This is a genomic window from Spiribacter halobius, assembly GCF_020883455.1.
Lineage (GTDB): Bacteria > Pseudomonadota > Gammaproteobacteria > Nitrococcales > Nitrococcaceae > Sediminicurvatus > Sediminicurvatus halobius.
This window is the reverse complement of the sequence record NZ_CP086615.1, coordinates 318,782-331,170: the sequence shown is the minus strand read 5'-3', so window position 1 is coordinate 331,170 and position 12,389 is coordinate 318,782. Positions and strand designations below refer to the sequence as shown.

Sequence of the window (12,389 nt, the reverse complement as noted above, 5' to 3'; positions counted from 1 at the left end):
GGGTTCGGTGTGATAGCCCTCTGATTCTACCCTGAAAGCGGCCTGCCGAGAAAGCGACAGTGGTGGCGACGGCTAGTCCCGGGCTCCGAGCAGCTCCCGAAGCACCCCCGAATGTCGCTCGCGCTGGGCCTCGAGCCGCAGCCGGCGGCCGCGTACGATGGCTCGCAGATCCTCCAGCGCCTGATCGAAACGGTCGTTGATGACGAGATAGTCGTACTCGTCGTAGTGGCTCATCTCCGCGACCGCCTCCTGCAGCCGCCGGGCGATCACCGTCTCGCTGTCCTGGCCGCGGCCGCGCAGGCGCCGCTCCAGCTCGGCCCGCGACGGCGGAAGGATGAACACCGAAACCGCCTCCGGCATGCGCGCGCGCACCTGCTGCGCGCCCTGCCAGTCGATCTCCAGCACCACGTCACGCCCGGCGGCGAGCTCGCGCTCGACTGCCGCGCGGGTCGTACCGTAGCAGCGGCCAAACACCTCGGCATGCTCGAGGAAGGCACCCTCGGCCACCAGCGCGCGGAAGCCCGGCTCGTCGGTGAAATGGTAGTCCACCCCGTCCCGCTCGCCGGATCGTGGCGCGCGTGTCGTGTGGGAGACGGACACCACCAGGCGCGGCTCGTCACGCACCAGCGCGCGCAGCAGCGAGGTCTTGCCCGCCCCGGAGGCGGCGGAGACGATGTAGAGCGTGCCAGTCATTCCAGGTTCTGAATCTGTTCGCGCATCTGCTCGATGAGCACCTTCATCTCCACGCCGTGACGCGTGGTCTCGGCGTCGGAGGCCTTGGAGGCCAGGGTATTGGCCTCACGGTTCAGCTCCTGCATGAGGAAGTCGAGCCGCCGCCCGACGGGCTCGCCGGCACCGAGGATGCCGTCCAGCTCGGCCAGGTGACTGTCCAGGCGCTCCAGCTCCTCGTCCACGTCGAGCCGCTGGGCGATGAACACCAGCTCCTGCTCCAGACGGCCAGGGTCGGGGCTGCCGCCGAGCTCGGCGAGGCGCGCCTCGAGCCGGGCGCGCACCTCCCGGTTGACCTCCGGACGGCGCTCGCGCACGGCCTGCACATGCCCGGCCAGCGCGCCGCCGCGCTCGCGGATGATCTCCGCCAGCCGCGCCCCCTCGCGCTCCCGCGCCGCCACCAGCGTGTCCAGGGTGGTCTCCAGCAGCGCCACCGCCGCCTCGCCCACCGGCGTCAGGTCCGGCGCCTGCTCCTCGATCACGCCGGGGGTGCGCACCACCTCCAGCGGCGAGACGCCCGCCGGCTCGGCGAGGCGCTCGCGCACCGCATCACAGGCCGCCAGCAGCTGCTCGGCGTAGCGCCAGTTGACCGCGAGCCCGCCCGCCGCCGCCGGCGCCGGGCGATAGCGCAGGGTGCATTCCACCTTGCCCCGGGCGAGCCGCTGCCCAAGGCGCTCCCGCAGCGCCGGCTCCAGGAAGCGCAGCTCTTCCGGCAGCCTAGGGTGCAGATCCAGATAGCGGTGGTTGACCGAGCGCAGCTCCCAGGCAAGCCAGCCCCAGTCGCCCTGGGCCTCCTCGCGGGCAAAGGCGGTCATGCTGCGGATCATGGCGGCTCCGGTCCGGCGGCCGGCATGGCCGGAGCGGGCATGGTACCCGCACGCGCCGCGCCGGGCCACGGCCGGCAGCCCCCGCCTGTGCTACCCTGCGCGCCCCGTGTGCAACGCAATCCAGGAGCCCGCCATGCGCCCGAGCGGCCGTCAGCCGGACGAGCTGCGTCAGGTCCGCCTCACGCGGCATTTCACCAAGCATGCGGAGGGCTCCGTACTGGTGGAGTTCGGCGATACGCGGGTCCTCTGCACCGCCTCCGTGGAGGAACGGGTGCCGCCCTGGCTGCGCGGCAACCGCCGGGGCTGGCTCACCGCCGAATACGGCATGCTGCCGCGGGCCACCGGCAGCCGCAACGACCGCGAGGCCGCCCGTGGCCGCCAGCAGGGCCGCACCATCGAGATCCAGCGCCTGATCGGTCGCGCCCTGCGTGCCGTAGTCGACCTGGAGGCGCTGGGCGAGCGCCAGGTGGTGCTGGACTGCGACGTCCTCCAGGCCGACGGCGGCACCCGCACTGCGGCCATCACGGGCAGCTACGTCGCCCTGGCCGACGCCGTCGGCCGACTGCTGCGCGACGGCAGCCTCCGACGCAACCCCCTGCACGGCCAGGTCGCCGCCATCTCGGTCGGCATCTACCGGGGCGAGCCCGTGCTCGACCTGGACTACGCCGAGGACGCCGAGGCGGAGACGGACATGAACGTGGTCATGAACGACGCCAGCCACTTCATCGAGGTCCAGGGCACCGCCGAAGGCCACGCCTTCCGCCGTGCCGAGCTGGACGGGATGCTGGACCTGGCGCAGAAGGGAATCAGCGGACTGCTGGAGGCGCAGCGGGTGGCGCTGGAGGAATGATGAGTTGCAAGTGGCAAGTGGCAAGTGGCAAGTGGCAAGTGGCAAGTGGCAAGCAGGATGATCCCGCGAGCGCGGGGAGTGCCCCGCCAGGACCAGGCAGGACGGCGCCTCGCCACCCGCCTCGGCGGTGCTCATGATTGACTTGCAACTTGCCACTTGCAACTTGAAACTTGCGACTTACAGCTTGTAACTCGCACCAATGCGCATCGTCCTAGCCACCGGCAACCCGGGCAAGGTCAGCGAGCTGCAGGCGCTGCTCGAAGGGCTTGGCGTCGAGGTGCTGCCGCAGTCTTTCTATTACGTCCCCGCCGCCGCCGAGACCGGGACCACCTTCGTCGAGAACGCGATCATCAAGGCGCGCAACGCCTGCGAGCACACCGGACTGCCGGCGATCGCCGACGATTCCGGGCTCGAGGTGGACGGCCTCGGCGGGGCACCCGGCGTGCACTCCGCGCGCTGGGCGGGGGAAGACGCCGATGACGCCGCCAACAATGCCCGGCTGCAGGACGAGCTGCTGGACGTGCCCGAAGCGGAGCGCAGCGCGCGGTTTCGCTGCGTGGCGGTCTACCTGCGCCATGCCGCGGATCCGGCGCCACTCATCGCCGAGGGCGTCTGGCCGGGGCGGGTACTGGAGCAGCCCCGCGGCGGGCACGGCTTCGGCTACGACCCGCACTTCCTGGTTCCGGAGCTCGACCGCACTGCTGCCGAGCTGGACGCCGCCACCAAGAACCGGCTGAGCCACCGCGGCCAGGCACTGCAGCGCCTGCGCGAGGCCCTGGCACGGGAATGGGGCGCGCACGCATGACCCCGCTGCCACCCCTCGGCCTCTACCTGCACCTGCCCTGGTGCGTGCAGAAGTGCCCCTACTGCGACTTCAACTCCCACGCCCTGCGCGGGCCGCTCCCCGAGACCGACTACCTCACGGCGCTGCTGCGGGATGCCGCCTGGGAGGCACCGACGGCGACCGGCCGCAGCGTGCGCACGATATTCATCGGCGGGGGCACGCCGAGCCTGTTCTCGCCGGCGGCCATCGGGCAGCTGCTGGAGGGGCTGTCGCAACACCTGACGGTGGCCGGCGATGCCGAGATCACCCTGGAGGCCAACCCCGGCACGGTGGAGCAGAAGCGCTTCGAGGGCTTCCGCGCCGCCGGGGTGAACCGGCTGTCGATTGGCGTGCAGAGCTTCGACGCGGGCCAGCTGCATCGCCTGGGGCGCATCCACGGCCCCGGCGAGGCCCGCGCCGCGGCGCGGGCGGCGCGGGCGGCCGGATTCGAGCGCTTCAACCTGGATCTGATGTTTGCCCTGCCCGACCAGGACCTGGCCGGCGCCGTGGCGGACGTGGACGCGGCCATTGCGCTCGAGCCCGAGCATATATCCCATTATCAGCTGACCCTGGAGCCCGGCACGGCCTTCCACGCGCGCCCGCCGGCCCTGCCCGACGAGGACCTGGCGGCGGACATGGAGGCGGCCTGCGCGGAGCGCCTGGCGGCGGCGGGCTTCGTCCGCTACGAGGTCTCCGCCTGGAGCCGGCCCGGCGGTGCCTGCCGGCACAACCTCAACTACTGGCGCTTCGGCGACTACCTGGCCCTGGGCGCGGGCGGCCACGGCAAGCTCAGCACCAGCGACGGCCGCATCCAGCGCACCCGCAAGGTGGCCCTGCCGCGCCACTATCAGACGGTGGCGGGCACCCCGGCCGCCGTCGCCGAGGCGTGGGAGGTGCCCGCCGACGAGCGCGTGCTGGAGTACCTGATGAACGCCCTGCGCCTGGTGGACGGCGCCCCGCGGGCCGAGGCCCTGGCGCGCACCGGGCTGCCCTGGTCGGCCTTCGCCCCGGGCGTCGCCGAGGCGCGCGCTCGTGGCTGGATGGTCTCCGACCCCGAACGCCTCGCCGCCACCGCCGAGGGTCTGCGCTTTCTGAACGATCTCCTGGGGCTGTTCCTGGAGCCGGCCACGGAGGCCGCCTCGTGATCGAGGAACGGACGGTGGAGTGCCCCTACTGCGGGGAGCCGTTCACCACGCTGGTGGACTGGTCCGCCGGCGACCAGTCCTACGTCGAGGACTGCGCCGTCTGCTGCCGCCCCATCGAGTTCCGGCTCATGGCCGACAGTACAGGCAGCGGCGAGATCGTCACCCTCCGCGATGACGAGTGAGGACTCGCCGGCGGCAACCTGCGACGGCAACCGCGATGCCATTCGCGGCGGCGGGCACCGACGCCAGCGGCCAGAGGCGAGGCGGAGTCAGACCGTCCCGAAGGCTACGGTTCGAAGGCTATGCGACCGGCGATCTGATCGCCTCACACCGGAACCACCTGCTTGCTGAGCGCCACCGCCACCAGATAGGCGAACACCAGCAGCGCGCCCACGAATGCAGCGCTGCGCACGCCCTTGGTGCGGCCGCGCTTCAGCGCGATGGTGCCGAGCACAATGTAGGCGATCAGCGCCAGGAGCTTGGCCGTGATCCAGCCGTGGAACGTCGCCGGCCAGCCCCACACCGCGATGGCGAGGTAGAGCGCGCTCAGCAGCAGCACCGTGTCGATCACGTGGGGGACGATGCGTACCCACTTGCGCTGGAGCATCCCCGAGTCCGCGAACATCCACGCCCCGCGCACGAGGAACAGAATGAGGGTAAGGGCCACCGCGGTGGTGTGCAGGTGCTTGGCGATCATGTAGCCCATTGGGCGCGCTCCGGGTCGGTTGCGATTGGTGGGGGATGGTACTCATGCGGGGCAGCGCCTGGCCATCTCGGGCAGGTCGGCGGGGGTGTGCTAGCTTTGTCCACAGGCCCCGTGTGGAGGTGCCCGCCATGGAGCCGCGGCTCGAGCCATTCGATTTCGACAGCTGGTCCCATCTCGCGCGGCGCGATCCGGGCGCGTTCGAGTCCCGCCGCCAGGCTGCCATCGAGGCCTTCATGGCGCGTCAGGCCCCGGACCGGCGCGAGCGGCTCAGGCGCCTGCAGTGGCGGATCGACCGCGAGCGCGAGCGCTCCGGCAATCCCCTTGGCGCCTGCCGGCGCCTCAGCGACCTGATGTGGCGCAGCTTCGCCGGCCAGGGCGGGCTGGTGGAGCACCTGCACGCCCTCCAGGGCACCGCGCCGCCGCCCAGCAGGCGCCGGGCGCAGATCCTGCGGTTCCGCCCGCGTCGCTGAAGGCCCTTGCCTTGACGCCGGCAAGGCCCTAAGATTCGCGGCCTTGCATCGACCGGGGCGAGCGCCCCGCGCAATCCAGTCAAGGTGGCAGCATGAAGAAGGACATCCATCCCCAGTACCGGCCGGTGGTCTTCCAGGATATCTCCTCGGATTTCGCGTTCCTCACGCGCTCGACGATCCGCAGCAACGAGACCATCACCTGGGAGGATGGGCAGGAGTATCCGCTGATCAAGGTGGAGATCTCCAGTGCCAGCCACCCGTTCTACACGGGCAAACAGCGGGTGCTCTCCAGCGGCGGCCGCGTCGACCAGTTCCGCAAGCGCTTCGGCAACATGGCCAAGGGCGCCAAGCGCTGAGCCACCTGCCCGCGGCCGCCGCCACGGCGGCCGCCTGCGACCCTGCGCCACCTCACCCGCGCCTCGCTTCCCGCCCTCAGTCTTTGCTGCTACCATTCGCCGCGATTTTGCTCGCGCGGTCCGGCCGTGTCCGGTCATACGCGCTGCCGTCACACCCCCGGTCGTCTCCCGCCAGGCCGTAGCCCGGGCGCGGCAAACCGCCCGGGCAGGCCCGGGTCGGCCCGGGCGCAGCCGCCAGGGTCGGGGCCTCAACCGGCCGCGGGGAAACCAGGAGAGCATCAATGGCCGAGAAGACCGTAACCCTCACCGACAACGCCACCGGCAAGCAGACCGAGCTGCCGGTGCTGGGCGGTACCCATGGCCCGGAAGTCCTCGACATCCGTTCGCTGTACAAGGATCTCGGCTACTTCACCTACGACCCGGGGTTCAGCTCCACCGGCAGCTGCCGCAGCGACATCACCTTCATCGACGGTGACCGCGGCGTACTGCTCTATCGCGGCTACCCCATCGAGCAGCTCGCCGAGCAGAGCTCGTTCCTGGAGGTGGCGCGGCTGCTCATCCACGGCGAGCTGCCGACGCAATCGGAGCTCGACGACTTCGAGCACTCCATCACCCACCACACCATGGTCAACGAGAGCCTGAAGAACTTCTTCAACGGCTTTCACTACAACGCCCATCCCATGGCGATGCTGACCGGCGTGGTGGGCTCGCTGTCCGCCTTCTACCACGACACCATCGACATCAACGATCCGGAGAATCGCGTGCTCTGCGCGCACCGGATCATCGCCAAGATGCCGACCATCGCCGCGGCGGCGTTCAAGCACATGATGGGCGAGCCGTTCGTCTATCCGCAGAACCGCCTCTCCTACTGCGGCAACCTGCTGAACATGCTCTTCGCCCGGCCCACCGAGGAGTTCGAGATCAATCCGGTGGCCGAGAAGGCGCTGGACCAGCTCCTCATCCTGCACGCCGACCACGAGCAGAACGCCAGCACCTCCACCGTGCGCCTGGCCGGCAGCACGGGCGCGAACCCGTTCGCCGCCATCGCCTCCGGCTGCGCGGCCCTCTGGGGGCCGGCCCACGGCGGCGCCAACGAGGCGGTGCTGAACATGCTCGAGGAGGTGGGCACGGTCGAGCAGGTACCGAAGTACATCGAGAAGGCCAAGGACAAGAACGACCCGTTCCGCCTGATGGGCTTCGGCCACCGGGTCTACAAGAACTACGACCCGCGCGCGACCATCATCCGCAAGACCTGCCACGAGGTCCTCGACGAGCTCGGCGTCGGCAACGACCCGCAGCTCGAGCTCGCCATGCGTCTTGAGGAGATCGCGCTGGCGGACGACTACTTCGTCGAGCGCAAGCTCTACCCGAACGTCGATTTCTACTCCGGCATCATCTACCGCGCCCTCGGCATCCCCACGGAGTTCTTCACCGTGCTCTTCGCCATCGGCCGCACACCGGGCTGGATCGCCCAGTGGATGGAGATGGTCGGCGACCCCGAGCAGCGCATCGGCCGCCCGCGCCAGATCTACACCGGCGCCGCCAAGCGCGATTACGTGCCGCTGCACCGGCGTCGTTGAGTGCCGGGCAGCTTGGCGGACTAGTGTTCCGCGAAGCTTCGGGCGTGGCAACACGTGGTGCCGGGTGCGGTGAGAGGTGGGAGCGCCCGGGACACGCCGTGAACCCATCCCTGGGGGCTCGTAGGCGAGGTCCCTCTCGCTTACGGTCCCGGTCGCTCCCACCTCTCACCGCACTGCCAACGCCTGTCGCTGATCCGCGAGCGTAAAAGCGCCTTGGCGCCAGGAGTCGGGAACCTCCCCAAAGCCATGCAGCGCGCAAACTGAGCGGGTCACTTCTGCGCCCAAGCCCGCAACGCGCGACCAGTCTCCAGCCTCGCGGAAGCAGGCACTGCGCCAGCGAGAACGCAGTCTGGCCCCCGCTGGCGGGACCCTCTGCGGCATGGACGCCGCAGTGGAGGCTCCAGGGATGGATTCACGCCGTGTCCCGCCAGTGGGGGCCAGACTGCGTTCCAGGCACCGCCGCCGATGCGCCCTGAGCACCGCGGCAAAATCAGCGGTTTCCCAGCCCCCATATCTCACCGATTCGCGGGCTAGTCGAACTCCAGCAATGACCGAACCTCACTGACATTCGCGCGCCGCATCGGGCGGCCGTCCACGCGGCTGCGGGGCGGGTGACGGAGGCCGCGCTCGGTGAACACGCAGACATCCATGCGGGTCTCGCCGGCGACGAAGCGGTAGACCGGGAGGAAGACGTAGTCGTCGTCGTAGCGGAAGCGGCGCTCGTCGGTATCGAAGGGGATATCGTGCTCCATCAGGAAGAGCACCACCTCCTCCGGCGTATCCGCGAACAGATGCAGGTTGACCTCCGAGTAGTCGTCCGCGGTGCCGTCCAGCACAGGCCCCACCAGCCGCGGCCGGAAACGCTCGAAGAACGTCATGGCCTCCAGCGCCGCCTCGCGCAGTGCGCGCAGGGTGTTCTGCTGCGCTACGCCGCCGAACAGCCGCTGATAGTCCAGCAGGGCGTCCTGGATCTCCCGGTTCTGGGGCAGGTTGCGGGTATCCGGGGCACCGAGGCGCAGGGCCGCCTTGCGCTTGGCAAGGGAGAAGTCGCGCACGCCCTCGGCGGACATGATGCGTGCGCACTCCTGCGCGAGCAGCTCGCGCATGCGCGTATCGCGGTTCTGGCGATTGCGAGCCATGGTCAGCCCGTCTCCCGGTGATCAGAACAGGGCCTGCTCCGAGGCGCTGTCGTCGCCCTCGTCGCTGCCGCCGGAGCCGCCGCGGGCCTGGCGCTCGGCCTCAGGCAGGCGGCCCTCGCGGAAGGTCTCGAAGATCGCATCCTCATTGTCGGCGTTGGTCAGCCGCCCGGTGTCCGGATCGATGCGCACGGTGACCAGCCCGTCCGGCCGCGCCGGATCGGCCTCTGGCAGGCCGTCCAGGGCGACGCGCATGTAGTCCATCCACATGGGTAGCGCCGCCCGTCCGCCGGTCTCGTAGCGGCCGAGGGACTGCAGCTCGTCGAAGCCGACCCACGCGGTCGCCACCAGGTGGCTGTTGAAGCCCGAGAACCAGGCGTCGCGCTGATCGTTGGTGGTGCCGGTCTTGCCGGCGATGTCGGTGCGCCCGAGCGCGGCGGCGGCGCGGGCGGTCCCGCGCTGGACCACGTCCCGCATCATCGAGCGCATGAGCCAGGCGTTGGCGGGCGGAATCACCTGCGGGGCGGGCCGCGCCGGCGGCACCGCGCCGTCCTCCTCCTCCACCGCCACCAGCAGATCCTGCTCCAGGCCCGCCGCCTGCAGCGGCTCCTCGCCATCGCCGACGGCGGGACCGCCGTCGGCGGCCTCGTCGGCGCGCTCGCTGCACGCCGCCTCGCCGGCGTCGCAGGCGGCGTACGGGCGCGCCGCGAACAGCACCTCGCCCTCGTCGCCCTCGATTCGCTGGATGAAATAGGGCTCCACCAGATGGCCGCCGTTGGCGAACACGGCGTAGCTCCGGGCGAGCTCCAGAGGCGTGACCTCGGCCGAGCCGAGGGCGAGGGAGAGGTTGCGAGGCAGCTGCGCGGTGTCGATGCCGAAGCGCCGGATGTGGTCGATGGCAGCCTCCACGCCGATGCTGCGCAGCACCCGGATGGAGACGAGGTTGCGGGAGTAGGTCAGCGCCTCGCGCAGCCGCGTCGGCCCGAACACGCGGCCGCTGTAGTTCTCCGGGCGCCACACGCTCTCCAGGGCCGAGTCCTCGAAGACCACCGGCGCATCGTTGACCAGGGTCGCCGGGGTGAAGCCGTTCTCCAGCGCCGCGGAGTAGATCAGCGGCTTGAACGCGGAGCCGGGCTGGCGACGCGCCTGGACCGCGCGGTTGAACTTGCTGCGGCCGAAGTCGTAGCCACCGACCAGGGAGACCAGGCGCCCGTCCCGCGGGTCCACCGCCACCAGCGCGCCCTCGGCCTCCGGGGCCTGGGCGAGCCGCGGGCCCTCCGCGGTCTGGCGCACCCGGACGACGTCCCGCACCGCGAGGACGTCCGCGGGGCGCTCCGGCTCCGGCCCGAGCGCATTGCGCGAAAGCATCGGCCGCGCCCATTGCATGGCCGACCAGGGCAGGCGCCAGGGCGCGTCCCGGTCGCGGCTGATGAGCTCGGCGCCGTCCTCGTCCACGGCCATGACCACGGCGTTGTGGAGCTCGCCGACCCGGGGGTAGTCCTCCAGGGCCTCCTGCAGCGCCTGCGGCTCCAGCGGCACGTCCTCGGCCAAGCGGTCCAGCGGGCCGCGATAGCCGTGGCGCTCGTCGTAGGCATGGAGGGCGCTGCGCAAGGCCGCATTGGCCGCTGCCTGGCGCACCGCCTGCAGCGTGGTCGTGACCTTGAAGCCGCGGGTATAGGCCTCCTCCTCGCCATAGCGGGCCACCATCTGGGCCCGCACCATTTCGGCCACGAAGGGCGCGGCGAGCTCCGGCTGGCGCGCGTGGCGCTCGGCGGTGATCGGCGCCGCCATCGCCTGCTGGTAGGCGGACTGCTCGATGAAACCCTGATCGAGCATGCGCCCGAGGACGTAGGCCCGCCGCTCCAGCGCCCGTTCGGGATTGCTGATGGGATTCCAGGCCGAGGGCGCCTTGGGCAGGCCGGCGATCATCGCCTGCTCGGCGAGGCTGAGCTCAGCCAGCGGGCGGCCGTAGTAGACCTCCGCCGCCGCCGCCACGCCGTACGCGCGCTGGCCGAGATAGATCTTGTTGAGGTAGAGCTCGAGGATCTCGCGCTTGTCGAGCTGGCGCTCGATGCGCAGCGCCAGAAGGATCTCCCGCGCCTTGCGGATGTAGGTGCGCTCGCTGGACAGAAAGAGGTTGCGGGCAAGCTGCATGGTGATGGTGCTGCCCCCCGGTCCCTTCTCGCCAGTGCGAACCAGGTACCAGATCGCTCGCGCAAGCCCCTGATAGTCTACCCCCGGATGCTGATAGAAACGCTGGTCCTCCGCGGCAATGAACGCGTTCACCAGCGGGTCGGGCACGGCGTCCAGGGAAACGGGGGTGCGGCGCATCTCACCGAATTCGGCGATCAGCGCACCGTCGGCGCTGTGCACGCGCAGCGGCACCTGCAGCTCGACATTGCGCACCGCCTCCACCGGCGGCAGGCCGGGGGAGAGCCAGAGGTAGACGGCACCGGCGCCGGCCACGGCGAGCAGACCAAGGGCACCGAGGGCGGCCAGACACTGCAGGGAGAGGCGAAGGATGCGTGACATGGGGGTATTCGACCGTCGGGCTGAGGCGCTCGCGAAGTATATCACCGGCACCCGGCGGGACTGGGCACCATTGCACGATTTCCGTGCGCTTGATCTTCAGTTACGCGTCGTATTGAATGTTGCGAACCACGAAAAGTTCCTAAACTGAAAATCAAGAAGGAAAATTACCGTGGCCCTCTTCAGGAAGAAGCCCGTCCCGATGCTCGGCATCGACGTCAGCTCCACCTCGGTGAAGCTGATCGAGCTTCGCGGGCATGACCAGCGTTTCCGGGTGGAGAGCTTCGCCGTGGAGCCCCTTGCCCAGAACGCGGTGATCGAAAAGAACATCAGCAACATCGAGGCCGTGAGCGAGGGGATTCGCGCTGCCGTGCGCCGTTCCCAGACCAAGCTCAAGCAGGCCGCCGTCGCGGTTCCGGGCTCTTCCGCCATCAGCCGCACGCTCACCCTGCCGGCCGGGCTCAACGACGACGAGCTCGAGGCCCAGGTTCAGCTGCAGGCCGACCAGTATGTGCCCTATCCGCTGGAAGAGGTGAACCTCGACTTCCAGATCATCGGCCCCGCTCAGCGCGACCCCAACGAGGTCGAGGTGCTGCTGGTCGCCTCCCGCAGCGAGAACGTGGACATCCGTGTCGACGCGCTGGAGGCGGCAGGCCTGAAGGCACAGCTGGTGGACGTCGAGAGCTATGCCCTCGAGGAGACCTTCACTCGGCTGATCGCCCCGGAGCTGCCGGAGGCGTCCGAGGGCACCGTCGCGGTGGTGGATGTGGGCGCGACCATGACCACCCTCACCGTGTTCGAGGCCCAGCAGATCGTCTACACCCGGGACCAGGTCTTCGGCGGCCGCCAGCTCACCGACGAGATCATGCGCCGGTACGGGCTCTCGTACGAGGAGGCCGGGCGCGCCAAGCGTCAGGGCGGCGGGCTGCCGGACACCTACGAGGAGGAGGTGCTGGCCCCGTTCCGCGAGGCGATGAGCCAGCAGGTCGGGCGCTCGCTGCAGTTCTTCTTCGGCGCCAGCCAGCACAACAGCGTCGATCACGTCGTCCTTGCGGGCGGCTGCGCCGGCGTCACCGGGGCCGCGGAGGCCATCGCCGATGCCACCGGGGCGCCCACCACCGTGGCCAACCCCTTTGCCCGCATGTCCGTCGCCTCCCGGGTCAAGCCCCAGGCGCTGGCGGACGATGCTCCGGCCATGATGATCGCCTGCGGGCTGGCGCTGAGGAGCTTCGACTGAG

At 70.2% G+C, this 12,389-nt stretch carries 13 protein-coding genes; 8 read left to right on the top strand and 5 right to left on the bottom strand.

Translation table 11 applies throughout. From position 1 onward, the window contains the following. Positions 1–72: 72 nt before the first annotated feature. Together gmk and LMH63_RS01495 are read right to left on the bottom strand one after the other, a co-directional pair. Positions 73–693: a guanylate kinase gene (gene gmk, locus LMH63_RS01500; protein WP_109676177.1), complete on the bottom strand. Its 621-nt coding sequence runs from the start codon at positions 691–693 to the stop codon at positions 73–75. After that, complete coding sequence (locus LMH63_RS01495; protein WP_109676179.1) at positions 690–1,556, bottom strand: YicC/YloC family endoribonuclease; 867 nt, start codon at positions 1,554–1,556, stop codon at positions 690–692. Before LMH63_RS01495 ends, gmk begins: the two co-directional genes overlap by 4 nt. A 133-nt stretch (positions 1,557–1,689) precedes the next feature. Between LMH63_RS01495 and rph the strand changes: the two genes are divergently transcribed. The 4 genes from rph (at position 1,690) to LMH63_RS01475 (ending at position 4,556) form a co-directional block, all read left to right on the top strand. Next, positions 1,690–2,406, top strand: a complete 717-nt coding sequence (gene rph / locus LMH63_RS01490) for a ribonuclease PH (RefSeq protein ID WP_109676181.1) — start codon at positions 1,690–1,692, stop codon at positions 2,404–2,406. 199 nt (positions 2,407–2,605) lie between these two features. Further along, a complete protein-coding gene (rdgB, locus tag LMH63_RS01485) occupies positions 2,606–3,211 on the top strand; it encodes an RdgB/HAM1 family non-canonical purine NTP pyrophosphatase (protein WP_109676183.1) in 606 nt (201 codons plus the stop codon). After that, complete coding sequence (hemW, locus tag LMH63_RS01480; protein ID WP_109676513.1) at positions 3,208–4,374, top strand: radical SAM family heme chaperone HemW; 1,167 nt, start codon at positions 3,208–3,210, stop codon at positions 4,372–4,374. Before rdgB ends, hemW begins: the two co-directional genes overlap by 4 nt. Continuing rightward, the gene (locus tag LMH63_RS01475; RefSeq protein ID WP_109676184.1) at positions 4,371–4,556 is read left to right on the top strand and encodes a CPXCG motif-containing cysteine-rich protein; all 186 of its coding nucleotides are present in this window, start codon (positions 4,371–4,373) and stop codon (positions 4,554–4,556) included. The genes hemW and LMH63_RS01475 overlap by 4 nt, the downstream gene beginning before the upstream one ends. 143 nt (positions 4,557–4,699) lie before the next feature. Here the strand turns inward: LMH63_RS01475 and LMH63_RS01470 are convergent, their stop codons facing one another. Continuing rightward, positions 4,700–5,080 (bottom strand): SirB2 family protein, encoded by a 381-nt coding sequence (locus tag LMH63_RS01470; RefSeq protein ID WP_109676186.1) that lies wholly within the window; start codon positions 5,078–5,080, stop codon positions 4,700–4,702. Positions 5,081–5,208: 128 nt separating this feature from the next. On the opposite strand from LMH63_RS01470, the gene LMH63_RS01465 reads away from it, so the two are divergent. From LMH63_RS01465 to LMH63_RS01455, 3 genes are all read left to right on the top strand, one after another. After that, positions 5,209–5,550, top strand: coding sequence for a DUF3135 domain-containing protein (locus tag LMH63_RS01465; RefSeq protein ID WP_158280283.1), 342 nt, complete (start codon positions 5,209–5,211; stop codon positions 5,548–5,550). Positions 5,551–5,642: 92 nt separating this feature from the next. Further along, the gene (locus tag LMH63_RS01460) at positions 5,643–5,906 is read left to right on the top strand and encodes a type B 50S ribosomal protein L31 (RefSeq protein WP_109676190.1); all 264 of its coding nucleotides are present in this window, start codon (positions 5,643–5,645) and stop codon (positions 5,904–5,906) included. Positions 5,907–6,187: 281 nt separating this feature from the next. Beyond that, a complete protein-coding gene (locus LMH63_RS01455) occupies positions 6,188–7,486 on the top strand; it encodes a citrate synthase (protein ID WP_109676192.1) in 1,299 nt (432 codons plus the stop codon). A 530-nt stretch (positions 7,487–8,016) separates the two neighbouring features. Here the strand turns inward: LMH63_RS01455 and LMH63_RS01450 are convergent. Together LMH63_RS01450 and LMH63_RS01445 are read right to left on the bottom strand one after the other, a co-directional pair. Next, entirely contained in the window at positions 8,017–8,625 is a 609-nt protein-coding gene (locus tag LMH63_RS01450) for a hypothetical protein (RefSeq protein ID WP_109676194.1), read from the bottom strand. A gap of 21 nt (positions 8,626–8,646) precedes the next feature. Further along, on the bottom strand, positions 8,647–11,154 hold the full coding sequence (locus LMH63_RS01445) for a penicillin-binding protein 1A (RefSeq protein ID WP_109676196.1): 2,508 nt from the start codon (positions 11,152–11,154) through the stop codon (positions 8,647–8,649). A gap of 169 nt (positions 11,155–11,323) precedes the next feature. Here LMH63_RS01445 and LMH63_RS01440 point away from each other — a divergent pair, with 169 nt between their 5' ends. Next, positions 11,324–12,388, top strand: coding sequence for a pilus assembly protein PilM (locus tag LMH63_RS01440; protein ID WP_369406039.1), 1,065 nt, complete (start codon positions 11,324–11,326; stop codon positions 12,386–12,388). Position 12,389 lies beyond the last annotated feature (1 nt).